Origin of the sequence: Bacillus sp. KS1, assembly GCF_020075515.1 — a bacterium.
Lineage (GTDB): Bacteria > Bacillota > Bacilli > Bacillales > Bacillaceae > Bacillus > Bacillus velezensis.
Genome location: NZ_JACAWW010000014.1, coordinates 93,066 through 114,344 on the forward strand (window position 1 = coordinate 93,066; position 21,279 = coordinate 114,344).

A 21,279-nucleotide genomic window follows, 5' to 3' on the forward strand; every position below is an offset into this window, starting at 1 on the left:
TAATTATACTAGTTTTGTATAAAAGAGTCTTGGTAATCATCAATCTTTTTGGAAGAAAAGGAAGTGTTATGATGAAAAAAGAAGAGTTGAAACAGCTGGCTCTCCGAATCGGAAACGTACCTGCCCGCTACGAGACTAATGTGGAAGAATACCAGGAAGATGAGGTTCTGTTTTGGTGGGAAGATAAGAATGATCCGGAAGCCGGCATCATGGTCGAATTAGACCGGGACGGAAAACTGAAATACTTATCCCGTCCGGCTTTCCAGACTGATCTGCCGCCTCTTTCAGAATCGGACATAGAAAAACGGATGCGGGCGTTTTTAGAAACCCATCGTCCTGGGGCATTGGCTGAGTTCGAATTGGAAAACAGCGGCTCCGCCAATGATGGCGATGTGAGATATTCCTATGTTCAGATGGCTGACGGTCTGCCGCTTCCGCTGACCGGGTTTTACGTCGACCTGTCTTTGACAGGGGAAGTAACCGGTTTTTCTTACCATGGGAAGGCCGATGATCTTGTAAGGCCCGGGACAATTGCGGACAAGCGGGAAGCATTGGCTCACTTTGTCAAACATATTGAAGCAGAGCTGTTGTTCACCGTCCTGCATCAGTCCGTCTATATGCAGGGGGATGACAAGCCCCATCTCGTCTATGAAATCGTGTCTCCGACGCGGCCGATATCGGCCGACCTGAAGGAAGAGAATGCAGAATTAGACGAATATGAAGAGCTGGAAGACGGCACGCGGCCGTATGTCCCGATTTCACGCCCTGCACCTGAAGCGGAAAAGATGAGCATCAATGACATGATCGGGTTGCACGACGGTTTTTATAAAGAGAGGGAAAGCGATCTTGGAGAGGGCTGTATCGGCATTGCCTGGCGTCCTGAAAAAACAAAATCCGTACGGGAAGATAAAAGCTTTGAAAGTCTGTTTAAAGAACGGAATGAACACGTATTGAAAACAAGGTATGATAAAGAATCGGGCCGGCTCGCCGGAGTGATGTCATTTATACATAGTGAAGGCGAACCGGAGTTTTCCGAGGAAGAATGCCATCACATGGCCATCCGCTTTTTATTCGCCATGTTTCCGGAAGCGGATCAGTATTTCCGGGTTCAATATGATGAACCGGATGATGAAGGAGAAAACGCAGGGCTTACATATAAGGCTTGTTCGGGCGGCGTTGATTTGCGATTCGGAGAGGGGAGAATCTGTGTCAGCAAAAAGACGGGTCTTGTCACTGTATATATGCCGCCGGAAATTGATCCGAAAGAGCTCGAGGAAATCGATCCCGTTCCTTCATTGACAATGGAAGAGGCGAAGGATGCGATCCGCCGGGCCATCAAAGCAGAGCTCGCTTGGGATCGTTGTTACGATGACGACAGCTGCGGAAAAGTGTACAGGCTCGTATACAAGCCGGTTTTCCCGCGGTTTATTGAGGCTCATACGGGAGAAGCGATCACGAGTTTAATAGGCTGAAGGTCATGGGCGTTCGTCCCGGGGCTTTCACGGGGAGTGTGACATTTGTATGAAAAAGAGCCGCTCTGAATACGGCTCTTTTCCCTCTTTGCTAAAAATAGACACATAAAAGGCACTTTCTTCCCTTTAAAAGGATAAGGACGTTTTTATATAATAAAAAACAGTTCTTTTTTATACACTCTTCTGAAAGGATGACCCCATTGCTGAAAGAACATCTGAGAAAAAAAGCGCTGGAAATCGGGAACATACCGCCGCACTATGAGCTTGAAATAGAAGATTATGATGAAAAACAAAAAACGAAAGCCTATTATATATGGAAAAATCGTAACCAGCCGGATAAAACGGTCACGATTGAGCTGGGCGACGACGGATCTTTGCTTACTTATTCACGCAACGACTGTCCGAGTTCAGACATGCAGCTGTCAGACGCCGAATTAAAGCTGACGGCTCTTCGGTTTGCGGCGAGACACCGCCCGCTTACTTTTATGAATTTCATCTTTCAGGCGAGGGAAGAACGCAATGGGTGCATCCGATTTATCTATACAAAAAAAGTGCTCGGCCGGCCGCTTCCCGATTCAGGTTTTTTCGTTGATGTAACCAGGAGCGGCTTCGTCGTGCAGTTTATCTATTACGGGGATAAGGGTGAAGCGCCCGTTCCGGAAACATTCGTCGATCGGGAAAAAGTGGTCTCGCATTATATGAGTGTGCTGACATTCAGTCTCGTCTATGATGTGGTCAATTTTGAGAACATACCGCGTCTCGTCTATGAACCGATTCTGCCGGCTTACAGCTATCCGGCCGGTGAAGATGATATCGTGCCGGATCAGCAGCTTTGCGAAGACAGGAATGAGCCGGCAAAACCGCTTCCCGTGTTTGAACATAAACGGGAAATCAGCCTGGATGAATTAATGGGGTTTACCGCGGATATGGTTCAGACGCGCCGGCGCGATCTCGGGGATGAGATCGGAACGACATGGCGGAAAGGGTCGGTTCCGGAACGGAAAGATTTGAGTATCGAAAGCTATTTTGAAAGCAGCAACAAAAATACAATGAAGATGAAAACGGACAAAAAGACAGGGAAAATGACAGCCTTTAAATCTTTTATTGAGCATCAGGGCCCGGCCTTTTATTCTGCGGAAGAGTGTGAGGCCGTCGCGCTTCAATTTTTATACAAGCTTTATCCGAGAGCGGACGAGTTTTTTAAAATGAACCCGCTGAAAACGGACGGAAGGGGCAGGTTCCGCTTCCATTTTTCCATATGGCATCAGGATATTCCGCTGCGGTTCGGCGCTGCGAGAATACTTGTCAGTCCCGTAACGGGGCTTGTGGAAGCTTACATGGCGCCTGACATTGACCCGGAGCAGCTGGAGAAGATCAATCCGGTGCCGGCCGTTACTCCCGAAGAAGCAAAGGCCGCTTTTTTATCCGATTTCCATCTGCGGCTGGAGTGGCAGCGCGATTTTACGCCGTCCGGCAATGAAGGATATAAGCTTGTGTACAGGCCTGTCTATCCTCCGTACATTGATGCGCAAAAGCGAAAAAAGAAAAGGTTTTATTAGCCAGGGATCATTTGTAAATGAGGATAATCTTTAAAGCCTCTCCAATCGCCTCCCCAATCAAAACCGAGCGTTTTGGCAATCGATACGACCTCAAGCCAATCGGGCGTGCCGTTTCGGTTTCCGTCGTACGTCATATCCCAAATCAGGCTTCCATCCTTTTTTTGCAGGGCGAAGTCGATCGCAAGGCCGTAATTGTGGTAAGATTCCCCGCCTTTTGCGTAGGTGACGATATTTCCTTTTTTTGAACGTCCTTGACGGTACAATTCGTTTTGTTCCTCAATTGATCTGAAACCCTCTGTGATAACGACGGTGATGCCTTTTTTCAGAGCGGCCGTCTGCAATAGCTCCGCATTCTGCCTCACGAGCGGGTGAAGAGCGCTTGGAATGGCTCTATCTTGTAATGCCGTCTGCGGCCTCAATTCTTTCTGCACATAGGAAAAACATAGGTCTGCGGAAAAGAAGAGGATCAAAAGCAGCGCAATTCTGACTGGTCGTTTCATGGTGAATTCTCTCTTTCTTTAATAGATTAAAATCTTTGTTTGCTCACTGCCATAAATTTGCTATGATAAAATATAACATAATTAGTAGCCGGAGGAAGGAGGCAAATCTATGAAATCCAAGATTCCATCTGAAGAAGTGGCCGTAAAGATGAATGAATGGTATAAGCTGATCCGCGCGTTTGAAGCCGATAAAGCTGAAGCGCTGAAGCGGGAGATTCAATATGAACTCGAAGATATGGAAGAGAACCAGGATTTATTGTTGTATTTTTCATTGATGGAATTTAGGCACCGCATCATGCTGGATAAATTAAAACCCATGAAAGACGGCGACTGCCAGCCTCCGTTCTCTGAAATGCTCACTGAGATTGAGATGAACCAGCAAAAGCTGACCGGCTTACTGGAATATTATTTTTACTATTTCAGGGGAATGTATGAATTTAAGCAGAAAAACTTCATCTCAGCGATTTCTCATTATAAGCGGGCTGAGGAAAAGCTTGAATATGTGGAAGATGACATAGAGAAAGCCGAGTTTCTGTATAAAATTTCTGAGGTGTACTATCATATCAAGCAGACTTTCTTTTCGATGAATTACGCGGGGCAGGCGCTTGATATTTACAAGAAATATGAATTATACGGAATGAGAAGGGTGCAGTGCAAATTTATCATTGCCGGAAATCTGATGGACGCCCAGCAGCATAAAAAAGCGCTGGAATACCTCGAATGCGCCTTGGAACACGCGGAGCGGCTTGATGATCAATATATGATTGCTGCGGCCTATTATAATATCGGGCACTGTATGTACAGTCTGGGTGACTTTTGCAAGGCGGCGGAGGATTTTGAACGGGCGGCTGCCGGATTTGAAGCACACAGCTTCCGACAGGTCATCCAGGCTGTTTTTTCACTCACGCATATCTACTTTAAAACGGAAAAATACAGTGAAGCCGCCGCCAGCTGCGCGCGGGGCATGAGAAGCGCTGCGGAGTGGGAAGATGAGATCTATATGACAAAATTCCGTCTGATTAAAGAGCTTTATCAGGGGGAAGGCGGACAGGATTCGCTCAAAGAGTATTTTGACATTCTGGAATCAAAAGAGCTGTTGGCTGACACAGAGGAACTGCTTCAGGACGCGGCTCATTTCTTTCATAAACGGGAGAACTACAAAGCGGCATCTTATTTTTTCAGCAGGCTTGTCGGCGTGCAAAAAAGGCTGCAAATGAACAACTACGCATAATGAAAAAAAAGAACGAGGGAGCTTCGGTTTCATCGTTCTTTTTATGATTCCTTTTGTTTTCAGCCGATTAAAACCGGGTACATGCTCTGTATTAACATCAGGGAGGAAATGAGACAATGTATCAGGATTTACAGGGAAAAACAGCGATTGTAACAGGTTCTTCGAAAGGAATCGGAAAAGCCATTGCCGAACGCTTCGGCAAGGAGCGGATGAATGTGGTTGTGAATTACCTTGGTGATTCCTCCGGAGCGGAAGAAGCGGCGGACATCATTGAGAAAGCGGGAGGCAGAGCCGTCACCGTAAAAGCCGATGTATCCTCAGAAGAAGGGATTCAGGCGCTGTTTCATGCCGCGCAGGAGCATTTCGGGGGTGTGGACGTGATGGTCAACAATTCCGGCTTTAACGGGACCGAAGCGATGCCCCATGAAATGAGCCTGGAGGATTGGCAAAGGGTCATCGACGTCAATGTGACCGGCACCTTTTTGGGGGCGAAAGCGGCACTGAAACATATGCTCGAGCGCGGCAAAAAAGGAACGGTCTTAAACATATCGAGCGTTCATCAGCAAATACCCCGCCCTGAAAACGTGCAGTACTCGGCATCCAAAGGCGGGATCAAAATGATGACGGAAACGATGGCGCTCAATTACGCAGACAAAGGCATCCGGGTGAATGCCATCGCTCCCGGCACGATCGCCACGGAGTCCAATAAGGATCTGGAAGATGAAACACATAAGCAAGCCCAGCTGAAAAAAATTCCGATGAACGCCTTCGGAAAACCGGAAGAAGTCGCCGCGGCCGCCGCATGGATGGTGTCGGAAGAAGCGAGTTACGTGACCGGAACGACACTTTTCGTCGACGGAGGCATGACGCTTTATCCGTCTCAGCTGGAGTGAAAATTATACTAATTTCTCGTTTTTAACGTCACTTTCTTCCTTTAGGAGACGCCAGTCTTCGTGTCGAAGTGAAGTGAACAGAAAAACAATATTTGTCAATATTATAATAAATGAGCCTGCCTGGAACACATGCAAAGTACCATGTTTATGAGAAAAATAGCCTGCGGCTAAAACGCTAAGGGGAGCCAGTAATGTTGAGATGAGCCTTGAACCGCTAAAAACTCGTCCTAAATAATCAGCAGGGACATGAGTCTGAAAAAGCAAACTTACAAGTCTGGAATTCAAACCTATGCTCCCCATTAAAACGGAATTAAGAATTCCGATTGTCAGCCAATGATCGCTGTGTGCAAGAATCAGTAAAGACAATGCAGTCATGAAAGATGAAATAAACAATGCATGTGCTGACTTGAAAAAACGGTGCACGTAGGGAAGAATAAGACCGCTAATGATTCCGCCTGCAGCACTTAGCGTATAAATGAAACCGATTTGTGTTTCTGTGATATGAAGCTCTTCTTTTAGTTTGAACATAATCATGAGAACCGCACCTGTTAACCCTAAATTTATAAATAGGTTCCATAACGTCAGCAGCTTGTAGACTTTAATCGAGAGGGTATATTTAAGACCCTCAAAACTTTTCCTGAGAATTTCCTTAGGAGTTGCAGCAGCTGTTATCTCTTTATCTGAGTAGTTTATTAATCTAAGCGAGAAGATAAGGATCAAAAAACCTAAAAACGTAAACCATAGGCTATTAAATAATCCAAATATGGTTAATGATAAACCGGCTATTGAAGGGCCGATTGAAGTAGCTATTGATAAAGCGATCTGAGAAAAAGAATTAGCTGAGGGCAGATCACTCTTTTTCACAATTTCAGGAATGATAGATATGTCAGTTAAACCATACATCGCGATCAGCAGATCAATAAAAAAAGCAATAAATAAGACGAGGGGTGCCGTTAGGATCTGTAATTCATGGAAGATTGGAATGAAAGAAATGAGGAATGCCTGTGATATTGAAATGAAGATAAGCACCTTTTTTCTATTATATGAATCTATAACGGCACCGCCAAAATAGGCTGCAAGAAAATCCGCCAAAAAACCTAAAGCGTAGCAAACCCCCATTAAAATTGGAGAGTTTGTGAAATAAAGTATTAATAAGGGGAGAACGAGGTCATATATATTTTCAGTTAATTTGTGTATAAAATTACTGCTGACAACAAAAAGAAGCGCTCTGTTTTTAATCATGATTTAATCCTTTCCGATAATGTTAAATATAATAAAGAGAAGAACTTAGGACAGCTAAGTTCTTCTCGATTACTCTACTCAATCGTAACTTCGTAATTGTCCCCTATTTCTTCCAGTAAGTCTTTGGCGCTTTTTGCTTCAATTGAGGCAGCACCATAAGGTGTTTGAGCAATTTTTCCAAGCAATGCAATCGAGGCTTCATCCATAAGCTGAGGAGTAATACAATTGATGAACGCCTTTAGTCCTTCTTTTTCTAAAGGATTATCAATTTTGTTTACTAGATCTTCCAGCTCATTCAGGGAAGTATATATATCTTCCATTACAGTTGTCATTTATATCACCTCCTTTCAATTTCCCTTTGGTTTCATTTGTATTCGTTTCAGTTCCCCGTCAATATAAGCTTCATAAGAAAATGAAGGTTTTTTACCGGTTTTCAGAACTTCTTGCTCCTTTTTTAACAGGAATTGCAACGCCTCTTTGGGCAGAGGGAGTTTATTGATATTTACTTTAGGGAATTCCTTCGCATTTGTTTTTTCAGAAAAAATTAAGCGGTCATTTCCTACGATATAACCATTATTTTCGTTTGTTGCAAAAAGTATTGGTTCGGAACGGATGGTTGTATTTTTTAATCCAAGGAATCTCTTTGCAATGCCTCTTTCTATAACTAAATGTTTTCGGGGGTCAGGCGTGAATTCCATTGTTAATTTTTGATGAAGTGTAGGGGAGTTCTCTCTGCAATCAATAAATTCAGCTGTTATCGTTTGATTTTCGTCTCCGATAAAAGTGAATCTGTCAATTTGTCCAATATGCAAATAAAAGTTCTTATAATGGGTATCATCCTCAAAAAAGAATACATCGGTAACAATCGGCCCCTCATTTGCCACCAAAGTATAACTGCGGATTCCGGTTCCTACATAATAATTTTTTTTCCAATACAGTCCCTGTATATCGGTTTTTTCGATTGTATTCATGCTACACCTCACTTCTTTTTTTAGGTTTTAAATTTACATAGCGCATTTTGCCATCTAATTGAATTTGAAATCTATGAGGGAATTCCTGGAGATCTTTCATATTGTGTTGTTGAACCTTAAGAGCAAATTCATAGGCTTCTTTTGGGATAGGATACTTGTTTACTTCTAAAATAGGAAAATGTTCAATGCTTTCGTTTCTATCTACATTAACGACATCATTTGCCATATTATAATGAATATTTCCAGTTGAGAGGTACCAAATAGGCTCGTCTCTGGTTAATACATTTTCCAGTCCATCAAAAGTATGTGCAATGCCTCTGTCAATATAAAGCATTTTTTTAGGATCTGGATAATATTCAAGTACTACTTTTTTATGAAGTGTTGGCGAACCCTTTCTGCAATCAACAAAATGACCGATGATTTTTTGTGTTCTATCACCAAAAAAAGTTAATCTATCTACTTGGGCTATGTGAATGCCGTAATGTTGATAGGAAAATTGATTACTATGAGTAACCATATCGGAAATCCCAGGCCCATCGCTTGCTATTACGTGGGAGTATTTTTCATCAGGAGAACAAGTATATAGATTCTTTTGGAAAAACAATCCTTCAATTTCGGTTTTCTCGATCTCTTCCTCTTTCATGCGTACCACTTCCTCTCATTCGTTTTAAATACTTATTAGTTTGAATAATCAAATAATAACCAATTTTTAGAATGTTGTAAACATATTTTGTAATAATTGGATTTTTTATTTTTCGGTCTGTGGCTCAAGTGGTCATATCGCGTTTGGGGAATATAGGGAAGACCTTGTTTACGTTTAATAAAAATAAGGAAATAATCTACTAAAAATAAAGGAGATTAAACTTTATGGCGAATGACTGGTGGAAAGACGCCGTTGTCTATCAAATCTATCCGCGAAGCTTTCAAGATACGAACGGCGACGGCATAGGCGACCTGCGGGGGATTATCGCGCGTCTCGATTATATAAAAGAACTTGGCGCTGATGTGATATGGATCTGCCCGATTTACCCGTCGCCAAACGTTGATAACGGCTACGACGTGACGGATCATCAAGCAATTATGGAATCTTACGGAACGATGGAGGACTTTCACGATCTGCTTACAGAATGCCGCAGCCGCGGATTAAAGCTTGTGATGGATTTCGTCTTAAATCATACCTCCACGGAGCATCCTTGGTTCAAAGAGGCGGAAATGAATCCGGACAGCAAATACCGCGATTATTATATTTGGCGGCCGGGCACCGGGGACGGACCGCCGACCGATTGGGTGTCGGATTACGGACAATCCGTCTGGCAGTACGAAGAACATACGGGCGAATATTACCTGCATATGAACGCCGTCAAACAAGCCGATCTGAATTGGGAAAATCCCGAGGTTCGGCAATCAGTGTACGAGATGATGAGATTTTGGCTCGATAAAGGCGTGGACGGATTGCGTATAGACCAGCTCCATCTCCTGTCAAAAAAAGAATATTTGCCGCCATATGAAGATTACATCGCCCGCCGGGCCGATCCGAAGCCTTTCCGGCCAAACGGGGCACGGATACATGATTACTTAAAAGAAATGACGAAAGAGGTATTTTCCAAATATGACGTGATGTCGGTCGGCGAGGCCGGATCAGTGACGCCTGAGGAAGGGCTGGTCTACACGGGAACCGATGAGCATGAACTGAATATGATTTTTCATTTTCAGCATATGGAGCTTGATCAAAAGCCGGGCCAAGAGCATTGGGATGTAAAACCGCTTGAGCTGTCCGATTTAAAGAAAGTGCTCACAGACTGGCAGGAAAAACTGGAACATCGAGGCTGGAATACGCTGTATTGGTGCAATCATGACCAGCCCCGGATCGTATCCCGTTTCGGAGACGAAGGCACATACCGCAAAGCATCCGCCAAAATGCTTGCCGCCCTGCTTTATTACATGAAAGGCACGCCGTACATTTACCAGGGGGAAGAAATCGGCATGACAAACGCTCCGTTTGACAGAATAGAGGATTATCAAGATATTCAGACCGTCAATATGTATCATAAAAGGGTATTTGAAATGGGCCGCAACAGGGAAGAAGTCATGGCGTCCATTATGGCGAAAAGCCGGGATCATGCCCGTACACCGATGCAGTGGGACGGCAGCAAGAATGCCGGATTTACGGAGGGCGAACCGTGGCTCAAGGTCAATCCCAATTACAAAACCGTCAATGCGGCCGAGGCTCAGGATGATCCCGATTCTATATTGAACTTTTACAAAAAACTGATCCGCCTGCGAAAACAGTATGCTGATATCATAAAAGGCAGCTACACGCTGCTGCTTCCTGATGACCCGCAGCTGTTTGTGTATGAAAGACAGGCAAACGGACAAAAACTCATGTCCATCAGCAACGTATCGGAAGAAGAAGCCGTCTTTTATTGGCCGGACGGCTCCGAACCTGAAAGCGCCGAGCTGCTTCTCAGCAACTATGAAAATGACGGCGGCACGGAATCCCGCATCACATTCCGTCCTTATGAAACAAGAGTTTATCTGCTTGCCTGATATGTGATATGAAGCCCTCGTCCATACATGGCGGGGGTTTTTTAGGTAAATCGGATATCAATTTAGAAAAAATATCTTGCAAAACGTAATTACTTCGTTTTATTATGGTATAGGTAACAAATGAACGAGAAAGTACGCTTTGGAAATCGTCATCATTCTGATTTACAGAACAGGGGGAAACGGCTTGTTTAAAAAATGGAGCGGAATCATTGTCATTGCGGCATGCTTTTTAATCGCGGCGGGCTGCGGCAATTCATCTTCAAAAGGTTCGTCAGGTTCTTCGAAAAGCGGCAAACTGCACGTCGTGACGACCTTTTATCCTATGTACGAATTCACGAAACAAATTGTCAAAGACAAAGGCGATGTAGACATTCTCATCCCGTCTTCGGTCGAACCCCATGATTGGGAGCCGACGCCGAAGGATATCGCCGGCATTCAAAACGCCGATCTTTTCGTATACAACAGCGAATATATGGAGACATGGGTTCCTTCAGCGGAAAAAAGCATGGGCTCTGATCATGCGAAGTTTGTAAAGGCGTCAAAAGGAATTGACTTACTCGAAGGTTCGGATGAAGAGGAAGAGGAACATGGACACGGCGGTCATGACCACAGCCACAGCATGGACCCTCACGTGTGGCTCAGCCCGGTTCTTGCGCAAAAAGAGGTCAAAACCATTACGGCACAGATCGTAAAACAGGACCCGAAGAATAAAGCATACTATGAGAAAAATAGTAAAGAATATATTGCAAAACTGCAGGATCTTGATAAACTATACCGTACAACATTAAATAAAGCGGCGAAAAAAGAACTGATCACACAGCACGCGGCATTCAGCTATCTCGCTAAAGAATACGGCTTAAAACAAGTCGCGATTGCAGGCCTTTCTCCTGAAGAAGAGCCGAGTGCGGCCAAACTGGCGGATCTCAAAACGTTTGCCAAAAAGCATGATGTGAAGATCATCTACTTTGAAGAAGTTGCATCGCCTAAAGTTGCAGATACACTTGCCGGTGAAATCGGCGCGAAAACGGAAGTGCTCAATACACTGGAAGGTTTAAGCCAAAAAGAACGGGACAAAGGCATCGGTTATATCGACATTATGGAGAAAAACCTTGATGCACTGAAAGATTCGCTATTGGTTAAATAACATAGTGTGCGCCGCGGGGTGCACACTATTTCTATGCGGGAAAGGAAGGTCAGCATGAATCTCGTTACATTACAGGATATCGTTTTTGGTTATTCGCATACACCGGTGCTTGACGGCGTGTCGCTGGAAATCAAAAGCGGCGAATTCGTCGGCATTACAGGGCCGAACGGCGCGTCAAAATCGACGCTCATGAAAGTCATGCTCGGCATGCTCAGACCTTGGGAAGGAACGGCCGAGATCAGTAAAAAAAACGCAGCCGGAAAACGCCTGACAATCGGCTATGTTCCCCAGCAGATTTCTTCATTTAACGCAGGATTCCCAAGCACGGTTCTGGAGCTTGTGCAATCAGGCCGTTATACGAAAGGAAAATGGTTTAAACGATTGAACGTAACGGATCACCACGAGGTGGAAAACGCGCTGAAGATGGTGGAAATGTGGGATTTCCGCCACCGAAAAATCGGCGATTTATCCGGCGGACAGAAGCAGAAAATCTGCATTGCGAGAATGCTTGCGAGCAATCCGGATCTGCTGATGCTTGATGAGCCGACAACCGCGGTTGATTATGAAAGCAGACAGGGTTTCTACGAATTTATGCACCATCAGGTGAAAAATCACAACCGCACCGTCGTCATGGTGACACACGAACAAAACGAAGTACAGCAGTATCTGGATAAAGTCATACGGCTTGAGAGGGGGGAAAAAGGCGGATGGAAATGTTTGACTTGGAATTCATGCGACGAGCTTTTCTAGCGGGAAGCATGATCGGAATTATGGCGCCGATATTAGGCGTATATCTCGTGCTGAGAAGACAGGCGCTGATGGCGGATACGCTGTCTCATATTTCATTGTCGGGCGTGGCCATCGGTTTTTTTCTCAGTACCAATATTACGGCGGCGAGCATCGTTGTCGTCACGATCGGAGCGATCGGCATTGAATACATGCGGCGGGCGTACCGTACATATTCAGAGGTATCTATCGCAATCTTAATGGCGGCCGGGCTGTCGTTTGCGATGTTTCTGATCAGCCTGTCAAAAGGCGGCGCGTCAATGAGCATCGATCAATATTTATTTGGATCGCTTGTCACGGTCAGCCAGCAGCAGGTCTATATTATCGGCGGAATTACCCTGTTGATCCTGCTTTATTTCATTATATTAAACAGACCGCTCTATCTGCTTACCTTTGACGAGGCGACGGCAAAGACATCAGGCATTAACACAAACCTCCTGTCAATGTCATTCAGCATCGTGACGGGGCTGGCGATTTCGGTCATTATTCCGATTATCGGCGTGCTGCTCGTTTCCGCGCTCCTCGTACTGCCCGCGGCTTTTGCAATCCGTATCGCCAAAGGGTTTAAATGGGTGTTTGCGGCAGCCATTATTATTTCTCTTTTCAGTGTGTTCATGGGGCTGACGTCTTCGTACCAGCTCGGAACGCCTCCGGGGCCGTCAATCACTTTACTGTTAATCATTCTGCTTCTGCTCGGGTTTACGCTGCAGGGGATTTGGAATGCGTTTAAAAAAGGAAAAGAACGAAAAAATCGCCGTTAAGCGGTGCAGCAGTCTCATCTGCTGCTCCGTTTGACGGCTTTTTTTTTTACAGAAATATATCAGCAAGACGCTCATATGACTCTTTTTTTGCTTCGAAATCAAAGACGTTGCACAGCACCATCATCTCTTTTGTCTGATACCGCTCGGAAAGTTCAAGCAGACGGCGTTTCACTGCGGCAGGAGAGCCGATCACCATCCGCTTCCTGTTTTCTTCTATCTGTTTACGGTCCTCCGGCGAATACGGATAAGCCTTCGCTTCTTCCACACTCGGCACGCGGCTGTCGGCGCCTTTTCCGACACGAAGAAGCCATAAATCCTGGCTTAAGGCGAGTTCTTCCGCTTTCTCATCCGTAGCCGCGCATATGACGAAAATGGCACAGAGCGAGGCGGGAGCGGAAAAGTGGGCGGAGGCCCGGAAATGGTCCCGATAGATCTGAAAAGCTTTTTCCCCGCGTTCCGGATTAATGAAATGGCCGAAGACATAGCCCGCACCTTGAAGAGCGGCGCGTCTGGCGCTGTTTTCCCCGAGGCCGAGCACCCAAAGCTGCAGGGCTGTTTCAATTAAAGGCGCTGTTTTTATTCCTGCATAAGCATGGTCCGAGGGAACTGAATCTGTCAGAAAGGATGATAAATCCTGAAGCTGCCTGTTAAACTCGGTCATGCTTTTCTTTACCCCGTCTGTGAGGGCGAGCCGGATTTTCGTTGTGCCGCCCGGTGAGCGTCCGACCCCAAGGTCAATCCGGTTCGGGTGCAGCGCCTCAAGCTGACGGAAAGTTTCCGCGACTTTATAGGGGCTGTACTGCGGCAGCAGCACGCCGCCTGATCCGACACGGATGGATGTTGTAGCTGCGGCGGTATGAGCGATCATAATTTCCGGCGAAACGCTTGCGAGCCCTCTTGTGCCGTGATGCTCGGCAAACCAGTACCGCTTATAGCCCCAACCTTCGCTGAGGCGGGCGAGCTCCGCGGAACGGCGGAGCGTCTCGTGCGGCCCGTTTCCTTTGGATACGGGCGCCTGATCAAGTATGCTTAAATCAATCACTCGTCTGCCCCTTTCCTGACATGTTTTGATACAAGGATAGGAAAAATGTTCAGTCCCCGTCAATTTCTTTGTTTTCTCTATTCTCTCCGGAACGAAGGAGAATATAGGAAGTAATTTTTCGCCGTTTTTCGCCAAAAATTCTTATGTTTTATGAAACTTTGATATAATAAAAGACGTATATCTTAATAAACACCGGGATTCTTGTCCCGGAATTTAGTAAAAATGCGCACTTGCGGCGTGCTTAGCGGCACCCTTACAGAATAGGAGTGAATCATATGGCGATCTCTTTACAAAAAGGACAGCGGATTGATTTAACAAAAGGAAAAGCCGGCCTGTCAAAACTGCTGGTCGGACTCGGCTGGGACCCTGTATCATCCGGAGGCTTTTTCGGAAAACTGTTCGGCGGAGGCGGTGCCAATATCGACTGTGACGCTTCCGTACTGATGCTTGAAAATGATAAAATGACAGACAGTAAAAACGTCATCTATTTCGGCAATCTGAAAAGCCGATGCGGCGGTGTCGTACACACGGGTGACAACCTGACGGGAGAAGGCGACGGCGATGATGAACAAATTCTCATCGATTTGGCGAAAGTGCCCGCTCAGATTAATAAACTTGTGTTTGTCGTCAATATTTACGACTGCGTCAGACGAAAACAGGACTTCGGTATGATTCAAAACGCGTTCATCCGCGTCGTTGATCAGGCTAACCGCGAAGAACTGGTGACTTACAATTTAAGAGATAACTATTCAGGCAGAACGAGCCTGATCGCGGCTGAAATCTACCGCGAGGACGGCGAGTGGAAATTCGCCGCAGTAGGAGAAGGCACAAACGATACAAAAATCGGCGATATCGTTAACCGATACGCCTAAACGATAAAAAGGAGAGTGCTCACATGGCAATTTCATTGGCAAAAGGACAAAAAGTAGATTTGACTAAAACAAATCCGGGTCTTTCTAAAGTCGTTGTCGGCCTTGGCTGGGATACAAACAAATACGACGGCGGACATGATTTTGATTTAGATTCCAGCGTCTTTCTATTAAATGAAGCAGGAAGATGCGCGTCGCCCGATGATTTCATTTTCTATAATCAGCTTGAAGGCGGAAACGGCTCTGTCGCACATTCAGGCGACAACCTGACAGGCCAGGGCGAGGGCGATGACGAAAGCGTAAGAGTCAACCTGAGCGCGGTGCCTGCGGCTATTGACAAAATTTCATTCGTCATCACGATTCATGAAGCGGAAGCGCGCGGCCAAAACTTCGGACAAGTTTCCAACGCGTTCGTGCGCATTGTCAATGAAGAGACAAATGAAGAGCTGATCCGCTACGATCTGGCTGAAGATTTCTCAATTGAAACAGCCATTATCGCAGGGGAGCTTTACAGACATAACGGCGAATGGAAATTTTCCGCGATCGGTTCAGGCTACCAAGGCGGACTGGCCCGTATTGCGACAGATTACGGCCTGCAAATCGGCTGAACCATATCAAACACAGAAGGGAGAGGACGGCACATGGCTATTCAATTATCGAAAGGACAGCGTGTTGATCTGACAAAAACGAACCCAGGCCTTACAAAAGCGGTGATCGGCTTAGGCTGGGATACGAACAAGTACTCCGGAGGGCATGACTTTGACCTTGACGCGTCGGCTTTTCTTGTCGATGCCCATGACAACTGTGTAAATGATCTTGATTTTGTTTTCTACAATAACCTGGAACACCCAAGCGGGGGCGTCATCCATACGGGAGACAACCGGACGGGCGAGGGCGAGGGAGACGATGAACAAATTATCGTCGATTTCTCAAAAATACCCGCAAATATTGAAAAGATCGGCATCACCGTCACGATTCATGATGCGGAAGCGCGCGGCCAAAATTTCGGACAAGTGTCTAACGCGTTCGTGCGCGTCGTCGATGAAAACAGCCAGAATGAACTGCTTCGTTTCGATTTAGGGGAAGACTTCTCGATTGAAACGGCGGTTGTCGTTTGTGAGCTTTACCGCCATGGGGCTGAGTGGAAGTTTAACGCCATCGGCAGCGGGTTTTCCGGCGGTCTGGCATCACTTTGCCGGAATTACGGCTTGCAGGTGTAAGCAGGAAATTACCGTTTTACTAAATAGGAGGAAAAAACTTGGATTTTCTACATCATATTATGTCGACCTACGCTTCCTTTTTTGATTGGAAAATGTGGGGTGAGGTGCTGACTGACCCTGTATCATGGGGGCTGATCGGTTCCTTGGTTCTGCTGGAAGGGCTGCTGTCGGCCGACAATGCGTTAGTGCTTGCGGTTATGGTAAGGCATCTGCCTGAAAAACAGCGGAAGAAAGCATTAACATACGGATTGTTCGGGGCATATATTTTCCGTTTTATCTTTATCGGGATCGGAATGCTGCTCATTAAGTTCTGGTGGATCAAAGTGCTTGGCGCGCTGTACCTGGCTTGGCTCGTCATTAAGCATTTCTGGATCGGAGAAGGTGATGACGATACGGAAGGCATGAAGAAAAATTCATGGATGGTCCGTACGTTCGGAATTTTCTGGGCCACTGTCGTTTCAGTTGAGTTAATGGATCTGGCCTTCTCTGTTGACAGCATTTTGGCCGCGTTTGCGGTATCGGAAAAAGTGTGGGTGCTCTTGATCGGCGGTATGCTTGGCATTCTCATGATGCGTACAGTCGCAAAAGTATTCCTTGTTTTAATTGATAAAATCCCTGAGCTTGAAAACACGGCTTTCGTGCTGATCGGGATTATCGCCGTGAAAATGGCGGCGAGCGCCTTTGATTATGAAATGCCGCACGTTGTGTTCTTCGGAATCATCATCGCTGCGTTTGTGGTAACGTTTATTATCCACTATTTCAACAAACAAAAGCAGGTTCAGGAGCAAACGGCTGCATCTAAAGAAGAATAAAACAAAAAAGGAGGGAGAGTTCATTTCCTTCCTTTTTTGTACCGATAATCATGAAGAGAAAGGAGGAAGATGATGAGGCAGGAAGAATTGGTGATCCGAAAGGCCGAGCCGGAAAACGATGACTGGGAAACGTTTCTGATGCGGCCGCTGCCGGAACGTCCCGGTTACGAGCGGGAAAACGGGCTGGCGTTTACCCGGCTTGCCGTCCGGATTTTGGGCACTCCTTATGATGAGACGGAGTATTACAATAAGCTTTTCGAGCTGTCTTCTCATGAAAACATCCATGTGTTAAGCGAGACGCTGGATAAGACCATCGCGCCTGAAACGTTTCAGGCGCTCCAGCACATCCATTCGGTCAATCAAAAAGAGAAAGGGCTTTCGGTTTCCAGATTTGTCGCGTTTCTCGATGGGGGCAGGCTGCTTGCCAAACACTCTGATCCGCTTATGCACCGCCGGCTGAGAACCGCGTTTATGACGCTTTTGGAAACCTTTGCGGACCGGCATGAAAACGGGCTGAATCACCCCGATTTCCGGCGTGTGCTCTTGGATGTGTCAAAGTTTTCGCTGAACCACCTGAATCCATGGCTCGAACAAGCCGATATAGAGCGTGAGATGCCGAAGGTGGTGTGGTATGGAGACGCTACCAAAAGCCAGCTCTATTTTCTCTATTATCTCATGCTGATCGGCTGTGACGTCCTATTGTTTCATCCGGCTGCGGAAGATCCGTTCAGCTTGATTGATCCGGATGAGGAACTCAGCTTTGTGATAAAGCTCCCCGCAACAGGCGGCCTTGAGCCATTCCCGAAAGAAAAGCCGGACAGAACGTCCACGACGGCCTACCGGTCAACGAAAGAAATTGAGCATGTGCTGAACCATGAGGAATCTATGATGTATAAGCCTTGGCAGTTCAGGGATCATACCCCGCAGTCCGTGACATTAAAAACGACGTATGATGAGTTATTTCTCATTGCGAAGGAGCGGGCGTTTATCCGGCCGCAATTTAAAGCGGACAGGGAGCGGGTGGCCGTTCCGAACCTTTTTGCGAAAGTGATGGGGGTTTCCAAAGATACGAAAGAATATTGGAACAGACTCCATACCGCCGCGGACTATCAGGAGACACACATGATCCGCAGTTTTCCGTTTACGGAAGAGCTGAAAGCCAACTACCAGTATCACTACAGTCAGGTTTTGAACGAAGAAGGAGCGATTGACGCGGACAGGCTGAAAAGAAGCAACATCTGGCAGTACAAGCATCTGCCTTCAGGTGTGCAGAGCGCCATCGCCAATGTGATTTCTGACATGTGCAGAAACCCAGGGCTGAAGGCTTTGCCCGGGGAGCAGTCAAGGGATGCCGCAATCTATTTGTTCCGCCAGGCGACGAATCTGCCCGCTTCGCTGCTGCAATTGATTCAGACGTTTGATTACGCCCAAACCGTTCCGAAACTCGTTTTATATCATACGGAACAAAATGGCGAACTCACACGTTCTGATGCCGCCGCTCTTTTGTTTTTAAATAAATTCGGCGTCGATATCATCTTGTATAATCCGCCGGGCCATCAGGACATTGAGCATTATATTGAAGAAAGCCAATTCGATGTCCATTGGCTGGAGGACATGGTGTTTCGGCAGGAATATAAGGAGCCGTCACTCGTAAGAAAGCTGTTTAGAACCATTACGCAAAAGCAGGGAGAGTAAATAAATATGACAGAAAATCAAAATCCGCTTGTTCTTGATAAAAATGAAGAGATTTCTGAACAAAAAGCAGATGACATCAGGGTGCAGCTGCGCCAAGACCCTGAGGTGCAGCGCATTTCGCAGCAGATTGATGTGAAAAACCAAATGGAGCTGCTGGAGTACGGAAAAGAACCGGCAGTTGAAATCTCGAAGTTCTCCGACCGCATCTTAAATATGATGAAAACAACAAGTGTCACGGATTCAGGCACAATGCTGACGCAGCTCGGAAAAATCATGGATCGTTTTGACAAAAATGATTTCGATGAACCAAAAGGATTTCTCGCTAAAATGTTCAAACGCGGCAACAGCATGATTGAAAAGATTTTTCAAAAGTACCGCACTCTGGGCGGAGAAATTGAAAAAATCCACGTCGAAATTTCAAAATACAAAGATGAAATGGCAAAGACGAACCATACGCTAGAAGAGATGTATGAAAACAACATTAACTACTACATGGAGCTTGAAAAGTATGTCGTCGCCGGGCAGATGAAGCTTGAGGAAATGCAGGCGCTCATTCCTTCTTATGAAGAAAAAGCGGCCGGCGGAAACCAGCTTGCGCAAATGCAGCTTGATACGCTTCGTGACGGGCTTCAGGCGCTTGAGGAGCGTGTGTATGATTTAGATATGGCGCGGATGGTGGCGCTGCAAACGGCGCCGCAGATCCGCCTCCTTCAGCGCGGGAATACGAAGCTCATCGGGAAAATCAATTCCGCTTTCGTCATTACGATTCCGATTTTCAAAAACGGCATCATTCAGGCTGTCACAGTCAAACGGCAAAAGCTTGTGGCTGATTCAATGAGCGAGCTGGACCGCCGCACGAATGAAATGCTGAAGCGCAACGCTGAAAATATTTCAAACCAAAGCGTGGAGATCGCCCGTATGGCAGGCCGTCCGAGCATTGACATTGAGACGATTGAAACGTCTTGGAACACGATCGTCAGCGGTATGCAGGAAACGAAACAGATCGAGGAAGAGAACAGACGTATCAGAGAAGACGGCGCGAAACGGATTCAACAGCTTCAGGATAATATTAAAAACGCAGTTTTAAAGAATTAACACACACCCCGCTTGCTTACGGCAAGCGGGGTTTTTTTGCGAAAAAAGATAATGACAATGTGTAAAGACAGGTGTAAACTTATACGGTAATCATTTTCGATTTGAGGTGCTGCTTATGAACAAACAACCTGCCGTCACTCCGCGAAAACTTCTGGCGATTGCCGGAATGGGCTGGCTGTTTGATGCGATGGATGTCGGAATTTTATCGTTTATTATCGCCGCGCTTCACACTGATTGGAATTTAACGCCCGATCAAATGAAATGGATCGGAAGCGTCAATTCCATCGGTATGGCAGCGGGTGCGTTTGTATTCGGAATGCTGGCCGACAGGATCGGCCGGAAAAAAGTGTTTATGATCACGCTGTTATTCTTTTCTGTCGGAAGCGGCATATCCGCTTTCGCAACGGGATTGACGGTTTTTCTCATATTGCGTTTTCTGATCGGAATGGGGCTTGGCGGGGAACTGCCTGTCGCCTCAACGCTCGTGTCAGAAGCGTCCCCTCCTGAAAAGCGGGGACGGATCATCGTGCTGCTTGAGAGCTTTTGGGCCGCGGGCTGGCTTCTTGCGGCGGTGATTTCCTACTTTGTCATACCGTCATTCGGCTGGCAGGCCGCGCTGCTCTTAACGGCGCTGGCCGCGTTTTATGCGCTGTACTTGCGGAAAAGCCTTCCGGAATCACCGGCGCATCAGGCATTGCCGCAGAAAAAAAGCATACGCGGGCAGGCGGGAAGTGTCTGGACGAAACCGTATATCCGGCCGACGGTGCTGCTGTCTGTCGTTTGGTTCTGCGTCGTCTTTTCTTATTACGGCATGTTTTTATGGCTGCCGAGCGTGATGCTGATGAAAGGCTACAGCATGATTGAGAGCTTCGAATACGTCCTTCTGATGACACTTGCCCAGCTTCCCGGATATTTCTCTGCGGCGTGGCTGATCGAAAAAGCGGGGCGAAAGACCGTCTTAGTCATCTATTTGCTCGGAACGGCGGGCAGCGCTTATTTCTTCGGTGCCGCGGATTCATTGGCCATGCTGCTCACAGCCGGCATGCTTCTGTCCTTCTTCAATCTCGGCGCATGGGGCGTGCTTTACGCCTATACACCGGAGCAGTATCCTGCGGAGATCCGTGCGACCGGTTCCGGCACAACGGCGGCCGTCGGCAGAATCGGCGGCATTTTCGGTCCGCTTCTCGTCGGATCGCTTGCAGCCCGGAATGTTTCGTTTACAGCGATTTTCGCCGTCTTTTGTGCGGCTATCCTGATTGCCGTCATCACCATTCTTATTCTCGGAAAAGAAACGAAACAGACAGAGCTTGCGCAATGAGCACCCTTTTGGGGTGCTTTTTTAGTGAGTTGTCTGTTGGCAGACCTATATTTTTCCTTAATATTCCTTGTTTTCAGGAGGCGAAAACTTCTTTTTCCGGGACAATGTCGCAAAAAAATTCT

21 protein-coding genes are annotated in these 21,279 nt (G+C 46.5%); 15 read left to right on the top strand and 6 right to left on the bottom strand.

The window, feature by feature from the left end:
* Positions 1–71 precede the first annotated feature (71 nt).
* Together HWY38_RS07150 and HWY38_RS07155 are read left to right on the top strand one after the other, a co-directional pair.
* Entirely contained in the window at positions 72–1,472 is a 1,401-nt protein-coding gene (locus HWY38_RS07150) for a YcdB/YcdC domain-containing protein (RefSeq protein ID WP_224181576.1), read from the top strand.
* 200 nt (positions 1,473–1,672) lie between these two features.
* Complete coding sequence (locus tag HWY38_RS07155) at positions 1,673–3,031, top strand: YcdB/YcdC domain-containing protein (RefSeq protein WP_224181546.1); 1,359 nt, start codon at positions 1,673–1,675, stop codon at positions 3,029–3,031.
* Here HWY38_RS07155 and HWY38_RS07160 read toward each other — a convergent pair.
* Positions 3,028–3,531, bottom strand: coding sequence for a M15 family metallopeptidase (locus tag HWY38_RS07160; protein WP_032872745.1), 504 nt, complete (start codon positions 3,529–3,531; stop codon positions 3,028–3,030). The genes HWY38_RS07155 and HWY38_RS07160 overlap by 4 nt on opposite strands.
* A gap of 109 nt (positions 3,532–3,640) precedes the next feature.
* Between HWY38_RS07160 and HWY38_RS07165 the strand changes: the two genes are divergently transcribed.
* Together HWY38_RS07165 and HWY38_RS07170 are read left to right on the top strand one after the other, a co-directional pair.
* Positions 3,641–4,762, top strand: coding sequence for a tetratricopeptide repeat protein (locus HWY38_RS07165; protein ID WP_003156660.1), 1,122 nt, complete (start codon positions 3,641–3,643; stop codon positions 4,760–4,762).
* Between the two features lie 116 nt (positions 4,763–4,878).
* Complete coding sequence (locus tag HWY38_RS07170; RefSeq protein ID WP_224181547.1) at positions 4,879–5,655, top strand: glucose 1-dehydrogenase; 777 nt, start codon at positions 4,879–4,881, stop codon at positions 5,653–5,655.
* Positions 5,656–5,658: 3 nt separating this feature from the next.
* On the opposite strand, the gene HWY38_RS07175 is transcribed toward HWY38_RS07170, so the two are convergent.
* From HWY38_RS07175 to HWY38_RS07190, 4 genes are all read right to left on the bottom strand, one after another.
* Complete coding sequence (locus tag HWY38_RS07175; RefSeq protein ID WP_224181548.1) at positions 5,659–6,897, bottom strand: MFS transporter; 1,239 nt, start codon at positions 6,895–6,897, stop codon at positions 5,659–5,661.
* A 74-nt stretch (positions 6,898–6,971) separates the two neighbouring features.
* Positions 6,972–7,229: a histidine kinase gene (locus HWY38_RS07180; RefSeq protein ID WP_224181549.1), complete on the bottom strand. Its 258-nt coding sequence runs from the start codon at positions 7,227–7,229 to the stop codon at positions 6,972–6,974.
* Positions 7,230–7,244: 15 nt separating this feature from the next.
* Complete coding sequence (locus HWY38_RS07185; RefSeq protein WP_224181550.1) at positions 7,245–7,868, bottom strand: dTDP-4-dehydrorhamnose 3,5-epimerase; 624 nt, start codon at positions 7,866–7,868, stop codon at positions 7,245–7,247.
* 1 nt (position 7,869) lies between these two features.
* The gene (locus HWY38_RS07190; protein ID WP_015416749.1) at positions 7,870–8,511 is read right to left on the bottom strand and encodes a dTDP-4-dehydrorhamnose 3,5-epimerase family protein; all 642 of its coding nucleotides are present in this window, start codon (positions 8,509–8,511) and stop codon (positions 7,870–7,872) included.
* Between the two features lie 224 nt (positions 8,512–8,735).
* Between HWY38_RS07190 and HWY38_RS07195 the strand changes: the two genes are divergently transcribed.
* The 4 genes from HWY38_RS07195 to HWY38_RS07210 all read left to right on the top strand — a co-directional run bounded on the left by HWY38_RS07195 (position 8,736) and on the right by HWY38_RS07210 (position 13,106).
* A complete protein-coding gene (locus HWY38_RS07195; protein WP_224181551.1) occupies positions 8,736–10,415 on the top strand; it encodes a glycoside hydrolase family 13 protein in 1,680 nt (559 codons plus the stop codon).
* Positions 10,416–10,599: 184 nt separating this feature from the next.
* Positions 10,600–11,559: a metal ABC transporter substrate-binding protein gene (locus HWY38_RS07200; protein ID WP_011996284.1), complete on the top strand. Its 960-nt coding sequence runs from the start codon at positions 10,600–10,602 to the stop codon at positions 11,557–11,559.
* Between the two features lie 54 nt (positions 11,560–11,613).
* Entirely contained in the window at positions 11,614–12,309 is a 696-nt protein-coding gene (locus HWY38_RS07205) for a metal ABC transporter ATP-binding protein (RefSeq protein WP_224181552.1), read from the top strand.
* Complete coding sequence (locus HWY38_RS07210) at positions 12,267–13,106, top strand: metal ABC transporter permease (RefSeq protein ID WP_007409044.1); 840 nt, start codon at positions 12,267–12,269, stop codon at positions 13,104–13,106. The genes HWY38_RS07205 and HWY38_RS07210 overlap by 43 nt, the downstream gene beginning before the upstream one ends.
* Positions 13,107–13,152: 46 nt before the next feature.
* On the opposite strand, the gene HWY38_RS07215 is transcribed toward HWY38_RS07210, so the two are convergent.
* Positions 13,153–14,148, bottom strand: a complete 996-nt coding sequence (locus tag HWY38_RS07215) for an LLM class flavin-dependent oxidoreductase (RefSeq protein WP_224181553.1) — start codon at positions 14,146–14,148, stop codon at positions 13,153–13,155.
* Between the two features lie 275 nt (positions 14,149–14,423).
* On the opposite strand from HWY38_RS07215, the gene HWY38_RS07220 reads away from it, so the two are divergent.
* From HWY38_RS07220 to HWY38_RS07250, 7 genes are all read left to right on the top strand, one after another.
* Positions 14,424–15,020, top strand: a complete 597-nt coding sequence (locus tag HWY38_RS07220) for a TerD family protein (protein ID WP_003156649.1) — start codon at positions 14,424–14,426, stop codon at positions 15,018–15,020.
* A 23-nt stretch (positions 15,021–15,043) separates the two neighbouring features.
* Entirely contained in the window at positions 15,044–15,625 is a 582-nt protein-coding gene (locus HWY38_RS07225) for a TerD family protein (RefSeq protein WP_003156648.1), read from the top strand.
* A 33-nt stretch (positions 15,626–15,658) separates the two neighbouring features.
* Positions 15,659–16,237: a TerD family protein gene (locus HWY38_RS07230; RefSeq protein WP_032872756.1), complete on the top strand. Its 579-nt coding sequence runs from the start codon at positions 15,659–15,661 to the stop codon at positions 16,235–16,237.
* A 38-nt stretch (positions 16,238–16,275) separates the two neighbouring features.
* Positions 16,276–17,049 carry a TerC family protein gene (locus HWY38_RS07235; RefSeq protein WP_003156644.1) on the top strand — a complete coding sequence of 258 codons (774 nt, stop codon included), beginning with the start codon at positions 16,276–16,278 and terminating at the stop codon, positions 17,047–17,049.
* A gap of 72 nt (positions 17,050–17,121) precedes the next feature.
* Positions 17,122–18,744, top strand: a complete 1,623-nt coding sequence (locus tag HWY38_RS07240; RefSeq protein WP_224181577.1) for a YceG family protein — start codon at positions 17,122–17,124, stop codon at positions 18,742–18,744.
* A gap of 6 nt (positions 18,745–18,750) precedes the next feature.
* Complete coding sequence (locus HWY38_RS07245; protein WP_007609246.1) at positions 18,751–19,839, top strand: toxic anion resistance protein; 1,089 nt, start codon at positions 18,751–18,753, stop codon at positions 19,837–19,839.
* Positions 19,840–19,954: 115 nt separating this feature from the next.
* Positions 19,955–21,157, top strand: coding sequence for an MFS transporter (locus HWY38_RS07250; protein ID WP_224181554.1), 1,203 nt, complete (start codon positions 19,955–19,957; stop codon positions 21,155–21,157).
* The last annotated feature ends 122 nt before the right edge of the window (positions 21,158–21,279 follow it).

Bases quoted from the DNA above. Each gene is read 5' to 3' on its own strand.
- HWY38_RS07150 (WP_224181576.1), top strand. From the start codon at position 72: ATGAAAAAAGAAGAGTTGAAACAGCTGGCTCTCCGAATCGGAAACGTA.
- HWY38_RS07160 (WP_032872745.1), bottom strand. From the start codon at position 3,531: ATGAAACGACCAGTCAGAATTGCGCTGCTTTTGATCCTCTTCTTTTCC.
- HWY38_RS07165 (WP_003156660.1), top strand. From the start codon at position 3,641: ATGAAATCCAAGATTCCATCTGAAGAAGTGGCCGTAAAGATGAATGAA.
- HWY38_RS07170 (WP_224181547.1), top strand. From the start codon at position 4,879: ATGTATCAGGATTTACAGGGAAAAACAGCGATTGTAACAGGTTCTTCG.
- HWY38_RS07175 (WP_224181548.1), bottom strand. From the start codon at position 6,897: ATGATTAAAAACAGAGCGCTTCTTTTTGTTGTCAGCAGTAATTTTATA.
- HWY38_RS07180 (WP_224181549.1), bottom strand. From the start codon at position 7,229: ATGACAACTGTAATGGAAGATATATATACTTCCCTGAATGAGCTGGAA.
- HWY38_RS07185 (WP_224181550.1), bottom strand. From the start codon at position 7,868: ATGAATACAATCGAAAAAACCGATATACAGGGACTGTATTGGAAAAAA.
- HWY38_RS07190 (WP_015416749.1), bottom strand. From the start codon at position 8,511: ATGAAAGAGGAAGAGATCGAGAAAACCGAAATTGAAGGATTGTTTTTC.
- HWY38_RS07195 (WP_224181551.1), top strand. From the start codon at position 8,736: ATGGCGAATGACTGGTGGAAAGACGCCGTTGTCTATCAAATCTATCCG.
- HWY38_RS07205 (WP_224181552.1), top strand. From the start codon at position 11,614: ATGAATCTCGTTACATTACAGGATATCGTTTTTGGTTATTCGCATACA.
- HWY38_RS07210 (WP_007409044.1), top strand. From the start codon at position 12,267: ATGGAAATGTTTGACTTGGAATTCATGCGACGAGCTTTTCTAGCGGGA.
- HWY38_RS07220 (WP_003156649.1), top strand. From the start codon at position 14,424: ATGGCGATCTCTTTACAAAAAGGACAGCGGATTGATTTAACAAAAGGA.
- HWY38_RS07225 (WP_003156648.1), top strand. From the start codon at position 15,044: ATGGCAATTTCATTGGCAAAAGGACAAAAAGTAGATTTGACTAAAACA.
- HWY38_RS07230 (WP_032872756.1), top strand. From the start codon at position 15,659: ATGGCTATTCAATTATCGAAAGGACAGCGTGTTGATCTGACAAAAACG.
- HWY38_RS07240 (WP_224181577.1), top strand. From the start codon at position 17,122: ATGAGGCAGGAAGAATTGGTGATCCGAAAGGCCGAGCCGGAAAACGAT.
- HWY38_RS07245 (WP_007609246.1), top strand. From the start codon at position 18,751: ATGACAGAAAATCAAAATCCGCTTGTTCTTGATAAAAATGAAGAGATT.
- HWY38_RS07250 (WP_224181554.1), top strand. From the start codon at position 19,955: ATGAACAAACAACCTGCCGTCACTCCGCGAAAACTTCTGGCGATTGCC.